Origin of the sequence: Sulfurimonas sp. (genome assembly GCF_026196735.1) — a bacterium.
In the GTDB taxonomy this organism is placed as follows: domain Bacteria; phylum Campylobacterota; class Campylobacteria; order Campylobacterales; family Sulfurimonadaceae; genus Sulfurimonas.
This window is the reverse complement of the sequence record NZ_JAPHUF010000007.1, coordinates 60,563-76,167: the sequence shown is the minus strand read 5'-3', so window position 1 is coordinate 76,167 and position 15,605 is coordinate 60,563. Positions and strand designations below refer to the sequence as shown.

Genomic DNA, 15,605 nt, shown 5'->3' with positions numbered 1-15,605 from the left:
TTTATAATAATACTTTTCTAATACATAGTAACCAAAAATGTTTTAAAGTAGTTTTAATTTACTGAAAAAGTCTTATTGGATTGATATGAAATGATTTTTGGGTCACTTCAAACACTAGTTCATCATTAACTCGCCCGATAGTATAACCTTTTTTAATCTTTTTGCCCTTTTTAATATTTGGAGATATTTGAGAAAGATTTGCATAGATGGTATGAAGCCCATTATTATGCTCAACAATAACAATATTGTCCAAAACAGCTGTTTTATCGGCATAAATAACTTTACCGTTAAATACTGTTTTAACTTTTGTATTTTTTTGGCTTGGTTTTAGTGATATAGATTCATTAAAAACTTTTATGCCGTAAATAGGATCTGTATATGTTCCATATTTTTTTGTAATTGTGTATGGCTCAAATGGTGCTATTGTTTTTGCACCTTTATATTTTTTTGTTTTTGCAGCTTTATAGCTGCTGCCGTGTTTTTTTACAGTTGGTAAATCTTTGTCTGAGATAATACTCTTGGCATCAAATGCCTTCGCTCTGGCAGCTTCTTCTTTAGCTTTTTTTATTTCATCTATTTTAATGATATTTAATTTTGCTAGAGTATTTTTAAGAGTGTCTTGCTTTTTTAAAACTTTTTTCAACTCTTTTTTATATGATGCTTTTGCTGTTTTTAATTTTTGCAGAGCTTTTTTATTTTTTGCTTGTGTAGCGATAAGATCTTTTCTTTTTGCATCAATATTCGCTATCTCTTTTTCTAAATATGCAGATTGAGAAACAATTATATCTATGTTTTTAGAATTGTTGTAGAACTTACTGTTTAAATCTTCTATTTTGGCTTTTGCATTTTTGAGCATAAGACTAAGAACCTCAAACTCTATCAAAGACTCTTCATTTGCAGTATACTCTTCTTCTAGTATAATTGATAAAGAGACACTTTGAGCTATTGTAAACGCAAGTTCTTCCTCTAGCTTGTTCCCGTCTTGTTTTAGACTGTTTTGAAGATCTACCAATACTTTTAGCTGTGTAATATTTTCTTTATATGAGTTTGCTTTACTTTCTAATTCTTCTTTTAGCTCTTTAAGATACTTTTGCTGTATTTCAATCTCTTTTTTTTGTTTTAAAATGGCCTTTGCGTTTTGGTCCATCTTCTTATTTAAATTATTATAATCTTTTTTATATGTACTTATTTTTGAACTTGTTTTCTTTATCTTTGTATCAACACTGCTATTTGCTTCTAGAAGCAAAAATGATAAAATTGATATTATTAATAAACGAATCATACCTCTTCTTTATGCCCTAAAACTATCAAAGATGCTAAAACAACAGAAATAGACATAGCAACTCCTAAAATCAGCAAAAAGTCCTCTACTGGGTTAAAAACAACTATACTGATTCCTATATTATTAAACTGCTCAAGCACCCAAGGCAGCGAAGAGACATATAGAAAAACTCCAAATGCCACAACGCTTGCAATAAGTGCATCAACTATTGCTAATCTAAAAAGCACTGCTGAACGAAGCCATGTTGCTGCGCCAAAAAGCCCCATAATACTCATGCGCTCATTATGTTTATATTGCCAAATTCTAAGTTCTTTAAAGATAAGCAGTAGCGTTACAACTAAGACAACAATTGCAAAAATAGCAACAACACTTTTAAAAAGGAGCAATAGTTTGTAGGTAGTGTCGTGATTATGTGAAAAATCTTCCACTTTTGTTATAGAGCTTGTACGCAATAAATCACTGGTTAGTTTTTTAACTTCTTTTGGGCTTGGATAGTAGGCAAGACTCAACTTATAAAACTTTGGTAAAGATAATTTCAACAACTCCACATTTTTACTCTGCATATTGCTGTTTAATCTTTTTATGACACTCTCAGGCGAGAGCTCTTCAACACTTGCTATTATTTTGTTTATATCTAAAATAGCACTATTGCTTAACTTTTTTTGACTAACAGCAATTACAGAGTAGTTACTTGCAAGGTTTGCTTTGTATGCATCTATAGACCTATCCACAATAAGAAAAACCTGCATAGAGAAGAGTATACTAAGCAGTGCTATTACAAGTGAGAGATGGTTTTTAATTGACTTCATGAATGCTCCCATACTCTATGTGAAAATGTTTATAATCAACATTCAGATTTTGTGGAATATTATGGGTGACTACTATGACAGTCGTACCTAACTGCTCGTTAGAACCCTCTAATAGTTTCCAAATCAAGTCCGCAGAATACTCATCAAGATTACCCGTAGGCTCATCTGCCAAAATAAGTATGGGATTATGTGAGAGTGCCCTAGCCATAGCGACTCTTTGTTGTTCACCACCGCTAAGTTCTAAAGGATATTTTCCGGTTTGATGATTTAGTCTAACATGTTTTAAAAGTTTATCGACTTGGCTTTGAGCAACATCTTTTACATAACCGTTAATAAGAAGAGGCAACATAATATTTTTATCTATAGTCCACTCTTTTATAAGCTTATAATCTTGAAATACTATTCCTACATGTCGTCTTAAAAAGTTTAACTTTGAACGAGAAACACCGTTAAGTTCTACTCCTCCAACAATCAAACTTCCCTGTTTTGGTTTTAATGCACCAAAGATTGATTTTAATAGTGTGGATTTTCCGCTACCGCTAGCTCCCGTTATAAAGACAAAGCTGCCGGAATTTACGGAAAAATCAATTTTGTTAATAATCGTCTCACTATTTGAGTATGATAAAGATAAATTTTTAGCTATTATAACCTTATCCATGAATAACCTTATCTAGAAATTTATGCGCAAGCAGATTGCTTTTTGACTTAAGCGGTAAAGATGGGAAGTACTCTACACTATCATCTTTTACTATAAGATAAAGATGCTCCGGTCTGTCAAAACTGCCCATAGATATACGAAGCATTACCGCATCTTTAATCTTATAAGCTCTCTCAAAATGAATAAAGCCGCCATCAAACTTTTTTGTTTGACTATGAAGTTTCGCTAAGTCCGTTTTTGAAAGATTGGGTTTAGAAAAAGTGAAATCACCTTCTAAAGAGAGAATCGGAGAATCTTCTTCATTTATCATTGTTACATCATAAATATTTTTCTCCATTTTTTTCCATCTGTCTTCATACTTAGAGCTTATTACTATATCTTTATTTTTATTTATATAAAGAGTAGTTTTATTAAAGGCTATAAATGTCTCATAAGAGTAAGCATAATAATTTTCACTGTCTGTTCTTAACTCTAGCTGTCCTCCGACTTTAAGCACTCTTCTTGCTTCTTCAATAAATGTGGTAGAAATAACTCTTCTGTGGGGTTTTTTATCCCATGGAACTGGGAAATGAACATAAATCTTTCCCACAATATTAGATGGTATCAACTCCATAAAAAGCCTTGCATCATAATCAAGCACAAGCAAGTTGTCAAGTTTTTGTATAGTTATCTGCTTTAACACCTGTTCGATTGAGGGTCTGTGTATCTCGATACCTATAAAAAGAATTTCAGGATTATTCGCGGCTTGATGCAGAAGGTGCCTGCCCGAACCAAAACCAACCTCAACTCTTAGCTCTTTATCTGTAGTAAAACTTGAAGCAAAATATTCTATGTTTTTTAAAGCATTTACATCTTCAAGATGCACATTTTTTTCCTGTTCTGGTACATTTGAAGCTATAACATTTAGATTTGCTTTTTTTGCGTAAGCTAGAAGTGCTTTATGCACATTATATATAGAGGCCGGTCGAGTTAATTTGTCTGATTTTAAAAGACTTCTATTCTCTTCCTCTTTAAGCAGCAGAAAAAAATCATCACCCTCAACAGTAACGGCAATTAGTTTTTCATTATTATGGTTTATATTATCTGCTATAAAATTAAAAGAGACTCCATCATGCTCAGATGGAAATGTAATCTCTTTAAATTTTTCTATATGTAAGTGTGGCATCTATCCTCGTTTAGTTAAAGTCTTGTACTGGTGTGATTACATCTTCTTCTTCTTCGTTATTATCATTATAATTCGTATCTACAAAATTTGTTTGTGTTTGTTCTGGCTTATTTAGTTGAATGTTGCCTATTTTAAGTTTAACCTCTATACTAGGTTGTGATTTTATGTCATTTTCATCAACAGAAAACACTTTATAATAATAAACCGATTGTGGACTAATCTCACCATCTATAAATTTGACATCTTTTATGTTTTCAAAATCAACTATCGCTTCATCAAAAAGGCTCTTTTTATATCTTTTTTGTACGATGTAGCTTTTAACTCTTGGGTCTGCATTACTCCAAGATATTCTAACTTGTTCATTAATCAACCTTGCTTCTACTAGTGAAGGTGTTGTCGGTTTTACCAATGTTTTGCCATGAACAGAATAGTTATCATACTTACTCTCTAGTCCATCTCTATCAACTACACTTACTCTATAAAAATACTGTTTTGCATCCTCTTCAACAACATCAACATAAGAATTTCCTTTTAATCCTAAAAGTAGTTTATAATTTCCATCAACATTTGAAGCTCTGTACAGATTATAGTTTAAGAAGTCTTGAGTGTCTGTTTTTTCCCAGCTAATTTTTATTTTTCTAGGTAGGTTAGTTGTTGCTGTTATCTGGGTGAGTTCATTTGGTAATGCTTTTGTAATTACACTTACTTCCTCACTAGGATTTGAAACCATACCATCATAAGTCAATGCTCTAATACGGTACTTATATGTAAATTTATCTTTTAAACCTTTATCTATATACTCTGCATTGAGTCTTCCATCAACGGTCGCTATATCTTTCCATTTTGTATCTTGTAAAGTTCTTCTTTGAATTATATATGATTTTACAATGTTGTTTGTATGTGGTCTCCAGATGACTTTTGCACTCCTTGGCATACCGGCAATACTGTGTATCCATGTGACAGAGTCCATTACAGGCAGAGATGTTATAAGAGTTGTCTCACTTTTATGAGATTCAGCTCCGGCACTGTATGTTTTAAAATAATAGTTATAACTTGTGTTTGGCTTGATTTTTTTATCCAAATAATGAGTAGAAAATCGATTGTCAACTGTATCATAATATTCGTCTTTAGCAGCCGCGCCTCCATCTTCATTGAGTTCAGCTTTATAGATATAAACGCCTTTTACTCTTTGGTCATTTATAGAAGCCCACTCAAGCGCTATTGCATTAGTATCTACTATAGTTCCATTTTTTGTAAGTTTAACAATTGGCAGTGTCTCATCAATTACCGCCTTCTTTTTTGGTGTGGCTTTCGCACCACAACCACTAAGAATCAGCAGTGAAGCTGTGTAGAATGTAGCTAGTATCCATAACTTCATTTATAGTCTCCGTATTAAATTTTTTATTAACATATTCTTTCATATATGCATCAAATGGTGCAACAAATGAAACCTTTTCTTTAGTCGTTGGATGAATAAAGTACATCATGTAAGCATGAAGCAAAATGCGTTCCGATTTCTCTTGTTTTGGGCTTATTCCATAAATATGATCACCAATTATATGACGATTAATTGTTTCTAAATGAACACGAATTTGATGCGTTCTTCCGGTAAACAATTTACAAGCAACTAATTGATTTTTTTCATCGCTTGAGAGTGCTAGATTTTTAAACATAGTTTTCGCATATTTACCTGTATTATCTTCACATGCCATCTTAAGTCTATTGTGCGCATTTCTTGCAATATGTTTCTCAATCGTAGTTATATCATCTTTTAGCGGTGGATTTAACACTGCAATGTAGTATCTTCCCATACTTTTATCCTGAAGCTGAGAAGATAAAAATTCATGAGCTTCATTATTTTTAGCAACAACCATTGTTCCGCTTGTGCCTTTGTCGAGTCTATGTACTATTCCATGTCTCTCTTCGCCGCTTATTGTTGAGAGCCTTATGCCTTTGTGCTTTAGCCAGTCGACTAAAGTTGCTTCTTTTACACTAGGAGCAGGATGCACGGTAACTCCACTTGGTTTATTTATAACCAAAACATCATCATCCTCATAAAGTATCTCAACCTCAAAGTCAATCTCTAAAGCCGGCTGTGCTTGTGCTTCTGGTAACTCGACTCTTACTTTTTGGTCTAGTTTTAACTTAACACCGGCACGAGGAACTTTTTTTTCATCAACATAAACGCACTCTTTTTTAATTAGCTGTGCTATTTGTGAGCGACTCTGCTCAAGTTTTGATGCCAAGAAAATATCCAATCGTTGTGCATTATCGCATATATAATTCTGTATTTCGCCCATTTAAATAACCTTTATGATACAATTTCTAAAACTTTATGGAGTTATAAATTTGTGGAGAATTGATAAGCGTATTTTAGCACAATTTGATTTCTTTTCTATTATTTTAATCATTCCATTAATAATTACTTCCAACTGGCTGATTGGCGAAGTTGTACCAGCTTTGGCACAGAAGCAAACTGCATATGTAGGTGTGGCATTTTTAGCATTTATCGCTGTTTTTTTACTTCCTATTCGCAGAATGAGCTGGCTTATCCCTTTAATATATTGGATAAATATAGCTCTGCTTTTAGCAGTTGAATTTTTCGGACATGCCAGACTCGGTGCACAGAGATGGATAGATATACCATTTATCAATGCTACCATTCAACCATCTGAATTTGTAAAACCTGCCCTTATTTTAATGCTGGCATACCTTATACATAAAAATCCGCCACCGGTACACGGTTACAGAATAAAAGATTTTTTAAAAATAAGCGCCTATATTCTCTTGCCATTTTTTTTAATTGTTAGAGAACCCGATTTAGGTACAGCGCTGGTTCTTCTTCTAATTGGTTATGGAGTGCTTTTTTATATTGGCGTATATTGGAAAATATGGGCTTTTATTGTCGGCGGGATACTTCTTTTTTCTCCTCTTGCATATAAATTTCTTCTACATGACTATCAAAAAACAAGAATAATAGATTTTCTAAGTGAAAAGCCCTCTTATCATGTTCAGCAGTCCATTATTGCTATTGGTTCAGGCGGGTTAACAGGTAAATCAAAAGATGCAGCAACTCAAACACAGATGAGATTTCTGCCAATTGCTACAAGTGACTTTATCTTTGCTTTTCTTGTAGAGAGAAGTGGTTTTTTGGGTGCATTGGGAATTATTCTCATATATGTTATGTTAATTCTTCATCTTATGAGTTTAAGTATATTTAATAATGATTATTATATAAAAGTTGTAACCATAGCCATATCTTTTATGATTTTCATATACATGGGAGTAAATATCTCCATGACTATTGGTTATGCCCCGGTTGTTGGTGTTCCACTGCCAATGTTTAGCTATGGAGGAAGTAGTTTCATAAACTTTATCATTCTTTTTGCAATTATGCAAAATCTAATCACTTTCAGATATAAAGACATGTATGATGGTCGAGGGACAAAAAGTTTTTTATAGTTGGGGTGTTGATTGATACAGATAAGAGATATTGATGATTTTTATGAGTGGCGCGGTGGACGAGACTCGAACTCGCGACCCCCTGCGTGACAGGCAGGTATTCTAACCAACTGAACTACCACCGCACTCTAAGAAAAAAATTAATAACCAATAATTAATATTGTTTTTTGTATTAGGCAAGGCGCATTTTAACGAAGCTTAGTAAACTAAGCGGGTTGAAATTCAACGAAGCGTAATGCAAAAAATGGTGGGCACTACTGGACTCGAACCAGTGACATCTACCTTGTAAGGGTAGCGCTCTACCAACTGAGCTAAGCGCCCATTTTTTCAACTTTTAAAGCACCATTTTGTGGCGACCCCTAAAGGATTTGAACCTCTGTCCCTACCATGAAGTGATAGTGTCCTTGGCCACTAGACGAAAGGGTCACTTTCATAAACAAAAGGTTTATTCAATAATGGTGGGCACTACTGGACTCGAACCAGTGACATCTACCTTGTAAGGGTAGCGCTCTACCAACTGAGCTAAGCGCCCATCAAGCTTAAAAATTGCTTTTTGAATTTAGTTGTGCTTAAAGCTTTGGCGAAGTGTACTTAAAGTACATGAGTCAAAGTTTTGAGTGCAAATAATCAAAAAAATGGCGCGGTGGACGAGACTCGAACTCGCGACCCCCTGCGTGACAGGCAGGTATTCTAACCAACTGAACTACCACCGCATTCATTATTTTTAAGTTTAAAATGGTGTCCTGTGATGGATTCGAACCATCGGCCACATCATTAAAAGTGACGTGCTCTACCAGCTGAGCTAACAAGACATTTTTCTCTATTTCTTAAGAGGTCGAAATTATAGACAAATAGGTTTCAATTGTCAAGATAAAAAGAGTCAAATTTAAAAAAACATCTCTTTATCTATTAATATGAGCATTTTGATTGCAAATAGCACACTTTGATGTTGTATATAGTTCCTGTCTCCACTCAAATTCAGACGAGCTTCTTGATGTTTTGTTTTTGTTCTAACACTTACATGTATAGTTCCAACCGGTTTCTCTTTTGTGCCGCCGCCTTCGCCTGCTACACCACTGACTGATATAGCATAATCTGCACTGCTCACATTTATCGCACCACTGCTCATCTCTGACACAACTTCATTACTTACAGCGCCATATTTTTCTAGTGTTGTGTTTTCAACTCCAAGCCAATTCTCTTTTAAAGCATTTGAGTAAGTAACTAAAGAGCCGTCAAGAACTTTTGAAGCCCCATTGTTTTTTGTAAAATAGTATGTTAGGAGCCCGCCGGTGCAACTCTCAGCAAATGTAATCCTTTTTTCATTTACAGATAGCCTGTCTATGATGTAGCTGACAACACAGGCGGCTCCGATAAGCTTATTTGGCAACAACTGCTTGGCAGAATGAATAAACTTGGATATATCCCCATATTTTTTACTTCTGACATCAACTCTAAGCCATCCATCGATTAGATTTACAATATCTAATCTCACATCGTACATTTGCGCAATCGGATTAAGCATAGCCGCTGCACTATCTTTATCTTCTTCAAATATATGGATAGTCGCCTTAGAATCTTCAAAGTGTAAAAGTATCTCCGGAAGTTCTTGCATCTCATCTACATGTAGAACATTTGCAGCAGAGTTGTTATGCTCTAGAAGATAACTTCCATTTTCAAAAACACTAACTTTTGATGGGATTAACATACCGTCTTTTAAAATCTGGTTATCGCTTGTAGCTGTACATATTAACTTTCCTATAGTAGAAAAATGATGTTTACTTGTAACGATTAACAACTTAGCTGAAGAATTTAATTCATTTTCTAAGTATAAAAACAGTGAATTATCACTCTCTTTAAAATATGTTATTGAGCTAATAAAATCAGATTTTTGCTCTATTTTTCTAATAACATACTCTTGCAAAGAGGTGTTATATATAAATTTATTACCGATAAATATCACATGCAATTTCATATTGTTTAGAGCCTTTTGTAGCAAATCAATTTCGCTTATTATATCACTATTTATATATTTTAAAGTAGCTTTTAAACCCTTTAAAGATACAATCCAAAAATTTTAAAAACTTTTGAGGTACAGATGGACTACAAAGAGACACTACTTTTACCTACTACAAACTTTGCTATGAGAGGCAATCTTGTTAATAACGAACCAAAAAGATATGCTGATTGGGACGATAAAAAGATATATGAGAAAATGAAAGCTAAGCGCAAAGGTGCTCCTGCTTTTACTCTTCATGACGGGCCTCCTTATGCAAACGGCAACACACATATTGGGCATGCACTAAACAAGGTGTTAAAAGACATTATTGTCAAACACAACTATTTTAGCGGTAAATCTGTTCGTTTTACTCCGGGCTGGGACTGTCATGGTCTACCGATTGAGCAGCAAGTTGAGAAAAAACTTGGCGGTAAAAAGAAAAAAGAGCTTTTAGAAACTGCAAAAGTAAGAGAGCTTTGTCGTGCTCATGCAGCTAAATTTGTAGATATTCAAAGAGATGAGTTCAAGCAGCTTGGAATACTAGCCGACTGGGAAAATCCTTATGTTACCATGGATTTTAAATTTGAGGCGAATATCTACCGTACACTTTGTTCTGTTGCTAAAAAAGGTCTTTTAATTGAGAGAAGTAAACCGGTTTATTGGTCATGGGCTGAGAGAACTGCACTTGCAGAAGCTGAAGTTGAGTATGAAGACAAAGAGTCTCACTCTATCTATGTAGCATTTGAGTTAAGTGACGCAGCAAAAGAAAAAGCCAATTTAGCTGGCAAAAAAGCTGCTTTAGTTATCTGGACTACAACTCCATGGACGCTTCCATCAAACACAGGTATCTCTTTGCATCCAGAGGAAAAGTATGTCCTTACTACTGATGGTTATATCGTTGCTAAAGCTCTCTTTGAGTCACTATTAGAACTAGGCGTTGTAAAAGGTGAAATAGCTCAAGAAGTAGACTCTAAACTTCTTGAAAACCAAGTTGCAACTAACCCTCTAAACGGCAGAACTTCAAAAATCGTTCTAGGCGATCATGTACTTATGGACAGCGGTACCGGTGGTGTTCACACAGCTCCAGGGCACGGTGAAGACGATTACCGTGTTGGATTAAAATATGACCTTGAAGTTGTTATGCCCGTTGATGAGACTGGATGTTTTGATGAGACTGTCGTAAAAGAAAAACTTCTTCCAAATCCTGAGGAGTTTGTCGGTCAGCTTATTTTCAAATGCAATGATAGAATCTTAGAGCTTTTAGGTGATGCTCTGCTTTATGAATCTAAGTTTACTCACTCATATCCACACTGTTGGAGAAGTCATACTCCTTTAATTTTTCGTGCAACTAAGCAGTGGTTTATCTCTGTAGATGAAAAACCACAAGGCGAAAATGAAACACTAAGAAACATTGCTCTTAGCGAAGTGCAAAAGACTCTTTTTTATCCTGAAACTGGAAGAAACAGACTTAAGTCTATGGTTGAAAACCGTCCTGATTGGTGTATTTCCCGTCAACGCGACTGGGGAGTTCCTATTGCATTCTTTAGAGTAAAAGCTACAGGCGAAGTAATCCTTGATGAAAAAGTTCTTAACTTTACTGCTATGGTATTTGAGATGCAAGGCAGTGACGCTTGGTACTCTCTGCCGACAGAACATCTTTTATATCCAGGTTCTGGGTATACGCACGATGAAGTAGAAAAAGTTACTGACATTTTAGATGTATGGTTTGACTCTGGTTCTACTTGGAACTCAGTTTTAAAATCTCGCAACTATGATGCCGGTGAATACCAAGCAGACCTTTATGTAGAAGGGAGTGACCAACATCGCGGCTGGTTCCAATCATCTATGTTCTTGTCTTGTGCAGTTGAGCATAAAGCGCCTTACAAAGCGGTTCTTACTCACGGTTTCACGGTTGATGAAAAAGGTGAAAAGATGTCTAAGTCAAAGGGTAATGTTATTGCCCCTGACAAGATTTTAAAAGAGTACGGTAGTGAGATTCTTCGCCTTTGGGTTGCTTCAAGTGACTACCAAGGTGATTTGAAAATCTCTAACGGCATCTTGAAACAGACATCAGAAAACTATAGAAAACTTAGAAATACCTTCAGAATCATGCTTGCAAATATCAATGATTTGCAAACTCTAACTCCATACTCTCAAATGGGTGAATTAGATAAATGGATTTTAAGTGTTGCTAGAAATGTATTTAACGAAGTTCATAAATCATTTAGCCACTACAACTTTGTTCACGGTATGAGCCTTTTAAACAACTTTATTGTTAATGAGCTAAGTGGAATCTACATAGATATCACTAAAGATTCTCTTTACTGTGACGGTCTAAAAGACGCTAAGAGAAACTCATCTCAAAGCGCTATGGCAATCATGACAAAATCTCTTTTAGTTTTAGTTGCACCGATTTTAACTTACACAGCAGATGAGATTGTAGAGAATGCTCCTGCCATCATAAAAGGTGACGCAACAGATATTTTTGACTTTTTATACACAGAGATAGAAGCAGTTGAATCAAACTTCAAGCCTGAATATATGAATGAAGCTAGAGAAGGCCTTTATGAGATAGTTGATGCTCTTAAAAAAGAAAAAATTATTAAAAATACTTTAGAGTTGGTTTTATATACTGAGTCCACAACAGCTCTTGGCATGGACAAAACTGAAGTAGAAGACTGGTTTGTTGTTTCAGGCGTTACAAGCGGTGAAGCAGAAGAAGAACTTGGTAAATTTACAGTAGATGGTGATGTTTTTGTTCTTGGTAAAGCTACAGAGGCTAAATGTCCTAGATGTTGGAAATACCAAGCTCCAAACGAAGAATCTACATGTCAAAGATGTGAGAGAGTAATTGCATCTACAGACTCAGACTCTAAGAATGCAGATACTGACAGGAAAACACTTGCCTGATTTTTCACAACCTGTTGAGAGTTCATTTATCGTAGCTAGTATTGCCGCAATATTTGCTCTCGTAGCTGTTGGAATACTCTTAGTAAAAAAATTCAAATAAGGAAATTTTGTGATTACCCTAAAAGAAGCATTAAAATTAAATAAAGATGAATTAAACAAATTTAAAGATGAATTAAAAGCAAAGATACAAGCAAGACCAGAATTAAATGCTTACATAGATGTAAACAATGTCGGCGAAGGCGTGCCTATCGCTATAAAAGACAACATCCAAGTAAAAGACTGGTCAGTAACTTCTGGGTCAAACATACTTCAAGGCTATATAGCTCCATATAACGCTACAGTAATAGAGAAGATGACTAAAGCGGGACTAAGCCCATTTGGTAGAACAAATATGGATGAGTTTGCTATGGGCTCAACTACAGAGTCTAGCTTTTACGGTAAGACTCAAAACCCTCACAATGCAGACCATGTACCGGGGGGAAGTTCTGGTGGGAGTGCTGCTGCTGTTGGTGCAGGTTTAGCTATTGCTGCTCTAGGAAGTGATACCGGTGGTTCTATCCGCCAACCAGCTTCATTTTGTGGTATCGTTGGGATGAAGCCGACTTACGGTCGTGTGAGCCGCTATGGATTAGGTGCTTATGCTTCTTCACTAGATCAAATTGGTCCGATGACTCAAAATGTTGAAGATGCAGCAATCTTATATGACATCATCAGCGGTCATGATGAAAAAGACTCAACTTCTGCAAATATGAACGACAAAGTTTCAGACAAATTAGACTCTTCTAGAAAACTCACTATTGCTGTACTTCCCAAGCACATACAAAATGCTAGTGAAGATGTAAAAAAAGCTTATGAATTAGCGGTAGATGAGCTTCTAAATGCAGGTCATACGATAGTAGAACGCGAGTTAATGGACGCTAAGTTTGATATCTCAGCTTACTACATCACGGCAACTGCTGAAGCTACTACAAACCTTGCTCGTTATGACGGTGTTCGTTATGGTAACCGTGTAGTGGGCAAAAATCTTGAAGATACTTTTATCCAGACTCGTAGCAATGGTTTTGGCGATGAAGTCAAGCGCCGAATACTGCTTGGAAACTTTGTACTTTCAAGCGGATACTATGAAGCCTACTATGTAAAAGCACAAAAGACTAGACACATCATCAAAGACCAATACGCTAAGATTTTTGAAGATGTAAATTTGATACTTTCACCTATTGCACCGGGTACTGCGCCTAAATTTGGTGAGCTTAAAAACCCGATGGACATGTACCTGAGTGATCTCTACTCTATCAGTGTAAATCTAGCAGGTCTTCCGGCTATTTCTCTTCCTATCAACAAAGGTAAAAACAGCATGCCTGTGGGACTTCAGCTCATAGCTAAAGCTTATGATGAGCAGACACTCTTTGATGGTGCGCTAAGTTTGGAAAAACAGATCAATTATTAGACAATCAAATTCTAAGGATTAACAATGCAACAATATAACTCTTTAAGAGCAGACTACAAGTTCACAGAAGAAGAAGCTAAAATACTAAAAGATCTGCAACCTAGAATGGAAGAACTTGCAGATCAGTTTATAGATGAGTTTTATGATTACATCTGGGGGTTTGGACAAACTGCTCAATTTTTAAAGAACAAAGATATTATTGCACACCATCGCAAAAAAATCAAAGAGTGGTTTATTAACCTGTTTTGCGGCAAATATGATATGCCGTATTTTATGTATCTATATAAAATTGGTGAGATACATGTAAAGATTGGACTGCCTACTCACTATGTTAATTCAGCTTTCACTTTTGTAAGAACTTTTGTTTTAAACAGCATAGAGGTACATTTTCATAATAAAGAGCAACATCTTAAAGAAATCAATGCTGTAGAGAAAATAATAGATATGAACCTTGATGTTCTCACAAGTTCTTACAGAGAAGAGGAGTTGAGTAAATTTTTATCATTATCTTCATTTGAAAAAACAATTTTATCCGGTCTAAAAAAATTCAATTCTTATGTAAATTTATTTCTTGCCGGTGCATTGGCTCTTGTTGCCTTTTTTGCAATTGGTTTGTTTGTTTATGACATTTATCTGCTGTTTTTCTCCGATATCGGCATAGAAAAAGGCATATTAACTGTTTTAGGAAGTTTGCTGGTTTTATGGGCAGCTATTGAATTGATTCATGAAGAGATAAATCATCTTCAAGGCAAAGGCTTTGCCATTGGTGCTTTTATTATGTTGGCGATGGCGGCACTTATTAGAAAGGTATTGATTTATTCTCTCTCTTCCGAAAAAGTAGATGATCTTTTAATTATCGGTTTTGTTATAGTTAGTTTAGCAATCGCATATTGGCTTGTTGGTGTAAAAAAGAAGGCTAACTCAGTCTAAAAACAAAATCTTGATTTAAATCGTAATTTTTCGTATTATAAATAGCTATAATACTTTAATATTTTTCAAGGAATTATTTAACAATGATTAAATCATATTTTAGCAGAATGAAAGGACATGAGAGATCTTTACCTAGAAAGCCATTTAGTAAAATTATGTGGTCTGGAATCGGTTCATTTATAGGAATTTATCTTGTTTCAATTATTCCTAAACTTATGCAAATAGATATACTCAACAGCATGTTACTTGTGGGTTCTTTTGGAGCATCTGCAGTGCTCCTTTACGGTGCTCCCCAAGCTGATTTTTCACAACCTAGAAACTTGATAGGCGGTCATGTTATATCTGCCATTATTGGTATAACAGTTTACAAATACATCAACCTTGACATCTCTATGTTAGGAGCCATTGCCGTATCACTCTCAATAATAGCAATGCAATACACATGTACAATGCATCCTCCAGGCGGAGCAACTGCACTTATTGCAGTAATTGGAGGCGATACAATCCATGGTTTGGATTACATGTATGTTATATCTCCTATTGCAGTCGGGGCGTTTATATTACTCATTATAGCTTTAGTAATAAATAACCTTTCGAATAATCCAAAAAGACACTATCCAAGAAGTTGGTTTTAAAGAGGCAAAAATGGCTACATATATTAGTAACGGCAAAGAACTTCTTGATGTAGAGTATGATGACATTGTAGAGATAAATGATACTGTTGACGGCATGAGGGTTATCTCAAAAGATGTACGCGAAGATGAGTATGCCGTCTTTATGTTGGAGCCAAACGGCAATATCTGCTGTTATGTCTTTGATGAAGTGTTTATTATCGGAAGAGTTAGCGGTTTTGAAACACTTCCTGATGCTATAAAAGCCTGGAAAAACGAAGAAATCTAATCCTACATGTATAAATAAACATATTTAATTACAACTTATTTTA

At 35.1% G+C, this 15,605-nt stretch carries 13 protein-coding genes and 6 tRNA genes; 6 read left to right on the top strand and 13 right to left on the bottom strand.

The features are described from left to right. Positions 1–58: 58 nt before the first annotated feature. The 6 genes from OQK60_RS03685 to OQK60_RS03660 are packed head-to-tail and all read right to left on the bottom strand — an operon-like array spanning position 59 to position 6,214. Positions 59–1,282 carry a peptidoglycan DD-metalloendopeptidase family protein gene (locus tag OQK60_RS03685; RefSeq protein ID WP_297684179.1) on the bottom strand — a complete coding sequence of 408 codons (1,224 nt, stop codon included), beginning with the start codon at positions 1,280–1,282 and terminating at the stop codon, positions 59–61. Beyond that, positions 1,279–2,091, bottom strand: coding sequence for an FtsX-like permease family protein (locus OQK60_RS03680; RefSeq protein WP_297684177.1), 813 nt, complete (start codon positions 2,089–2,091; stop codon positions 1,279–1,281). Before OQK60_RS03680 ends, OQK60_RS03685 begins: the two co-directional genes overlap by 4 nt. Next, entirely contained in the window at positions 2,078–2,749 is a 672-nt protein-coding gene (locus tag OQK60_RS03675) for an ABC transporter ATP-binding protein (RefSeq protein WP_297684175.1), read from the bottom strand. The genes OQK60_RS03680 and OQK60_RS03675 overlap by 14 nt, the downstream gene beginning before the upstream one ends. Next, positions 2,742–3,914 (bottom strand): tRNA (guanosine(46)-N7)-methyltransferase TrmB, encoded by a 1,173-nt coding sequence (gene trmB / locus OQK60_RS03670; protein WP_297684173.1) that lies wholly within the window; start codon positions 3,912–3,914, stop codon positions 2,742–2,744. Before trmB ends, OQK60_RS03675 begins: the two co-directional genes overlap by 8 nt. 10 nt (positions 3,915–3,924) lie before the next feature. Then, positions 3,925–5,292: a hypothetical protein gene (locus OQK60_RS03665; protein WP_297684172.1), complete on the bottom strand. Its 1,368-nt coding sequence runs from the start codon at positions 5,290–5,292 to the stop codon at positions 3,925–3,927. Further along, the gene (locus tag OQK60_RS03660; protein WP_297684170.1) at positions 5,240–6,214 is read right to left on the bottom strand and encodes an RluA family pseudouridine synthase; all 975 of its coding nucleotides are present in this window, start codon (positions 6,212–6,214) and stop codon (positions 5,240–5,242) included. The genes OQK60_RS03665 and OQK60_RS03660 overlap by 53 nt, the downstream gene beginning before the upstream one ends. A 49-nt stretch (positions 6,215–6,263) precedes the next feature. On the opposite strand from OQK60_RS03660, the gene OQK60_RS03655 reads away from it, so the two are divergent. Beyond that, a complete protein-coding gene (locus OQK60_RS03655) occupies positions 6,264–7,376 on the top strand; it encodes an FtsW/RodA/SpoVE family cell cycle protein (RefSeq protein ID WP_297684808.1) in 1,113 nt (370 codons plus the stop codon). 48 nt (positions 7,377–7,424) lie between these two features. Here the strand turns inward: OQK60_RS03655 and OQK60_RS03650 are convergent. From OQK60_RS03650 to OQK60_RS03620, 7 genes are all read right to left on the bottom strand, one after another. Further along, positions 7,425–7,501, bottom strand: a tRNA-Asp gene (locus OQK60_RS03650). Between the two features lie 120 nt (positions 7,502–7,621). Beyond that, positions 7,622–7,697: transfer RNA gene (locus tag OQK60_RS03645), tRNA-Val, on the bottom strand. Between the two features lie 29 nt (positions 7,698–7,726). Continuing rightward, a tRNA-Glu gene (locus OQK60_RS03640) sits at positions 7,727–7,802 on the bottom strand. Between the two features lie 30 nt (positions 7,803–7,832). Then, positions 7,833–7,908 (bottom strand) — tRNA-Val (locus tag OQK60_RS03635). A gap of 104 nt (positions 7,909–8,012) precedes the next feature. Then, positions 8,013–8,089, bottom strand: a tRNA-Asp gene (locus OQK60_RS03630). A 23-nt stretch (positions 8,090–8,112) separates the two neighbouring features. Beyond that, positions 8,113–8,188 (bottom strand) — tRNA-Lys (locus OQK60_RS03625). 74 nt (positions 8,189–8,262) lie between these two features. Continuing rightward, positions 8,263–9,351 (bottom strand): CinA family protein, encoded by a 1,089-nt coding sequence (locus OQK60_RS03620; RefSeq protein WP_297684168.1) that lies wholly within the window; start codon positions 9,349–9,351, stop codon positions 8,263–8,265. Between the two features lie 123 nt (positions 9,352–9,474). Between OQK60_RS03620 and ileS the strand changes: the two genes are divergently transcribed. The 5 genes from ileS (at position 9,475) to OQK60_RS03595 (ending at position 15,562) form a co-directional block, all read left to right on the top strand. Then, a complete protein-coding gene (gene ileS, locus OQK60_RS03615; protein ID WP_297684166.1) occupies positions 9,475–12,285 on the top strand; it encodes an isoleucine--tRNA ligase in 2,811 nt (936 codons plus the stop codon). A gap of 109 nt (positions 12,286–12,394) precedes the next feature. Further along, positions 12,395–13,732, top strand: coding sequence for an Asp-tRNA(Asn)/Glu-tRNA(Gln) amidotransferase subunit GatA (gatA, locus tag OQK60_RS03610; protein WP_297684164.1), 1,338 nt, complete (start codon positions 12,395–12,397; stop codon positions 13,730–13,732). Positions 13,733–13,756: 24 nt separating this feature from the next. Continuing rightward, positions 13,757–14,662: a protoglobin domain-containing protein gene (locus OQK60_RS03605; RefSeq protein WP_297684161.1), complete on the top strand. Its 906-nt coding sequence runs from the start codon at positions 13,757–13,759 to the stop codon at positions 14,660–14,662. A gap of 83 nt (positions 14,663–14,745) precedes the next feature. After that, positions 14,746–15,297: an HPP family protein gene (locus OQK60_RS03600; RefSeq protein ID WP_297684159.1), complete on the top strand. Its 552-nt coding sequence runs from the start codon at positions 14,746–14,748 to the stop codon at positions 15,295–15,297. 10 nt (positions 15,298–15,307) lie between these two features. Next, complete coding sequence (locus OQK60_RS03595) at positions 15,308–15,562, top strand: hypothetical protein (RefSeq protein WP_297684157.1); 255 nt, start codon at positions 15,308–15,310, stop codon at positions 15,560–15,562. Positions 15,563–15,605: the final 43 nt, after the last annotated feature.

What these genes read in the sequence shown, in the direction of transcription:
- OQK60_RS03605 (WP_297684161.1), top strand. Translation starts at nt 13,757, where the DNA reads ATGCAACAATATAACTCTTTAAGAGCAGACTACAAGTTCACAGAAGAA.
- OQK60_RS03675 (WP_297684175.1), bottom strand. Translation starts at nt 2,749, where the DNA reads ATGGATAAGGTTATAATAGCTAAAAATTTATCTTTATCATACTCAAAT.
- OQK60_RS03600 (WP_297684159.1), top strand. Translation starts at nt 14,746, where the DNA reads ATGATTAAATCATATTTTAGCAGAATGAAAGGACATGAGAGATCTTTA.
- OQK60_RS03685 (WP_297684179.1), bottom strand. Translation starts at nt 1,282, where the DNA reads ATGATTCGTTTATTAATAATATCAATTTTATCATTTTTGCTTCTAGAA.
- ileS (WP_297684166.1), top strand. Translation starts at nt 9,475, where the DNA reads ATGGACTACAAAGAGACACTACTTTTACCTACTACAAACTTTGCTATG.
- OQK60_RS03680 (WP_297684177.1), bottom strand. Translation starts at nt 2,091, where the DNA reads ATGAAGTCAATTAAAAACCATCTCTCACTTGTAATAGCACTGCTTAGT.
- trmB (WP_297684173.1), bottom strand. Translation starts at nt 3,914, where the DNA reads ATGCCACACTTACATATAGAAAAATTTAAAGAGATTACATTTCCATCT.
- OQK60_RS03620 (WP_297684168.1), bottom strand. Translation starts at nt 9,351, where the DNA reads ATGAAATTGCATGTGATATTTATCGGTAATAAATTTATATATAACACC.
- OQK60_RS03665 (WP_297684172.1), bottom strand. Translation starts at nt 5,292, where the DNA reads ATGAAGTTATGGATACTAGCTACATTCTACACAGCTTCACTGCTGATT.
- OQK60_RS03660 (WP_297684170.1), bottom strand. Translation starts at nt 6,214, where the DNA reads ATGGGCGAAATACAGAATTATATATGCGATAATGCACAACGATTGGAT.
- OQK60_RS03595 (WP_297684157.1), top strand. Translation starts at nt 15,308, where the DNA reads ATGGCTACATATATTAGTAACGGCAAAGAACTTCTTGATGTAGAGTAT.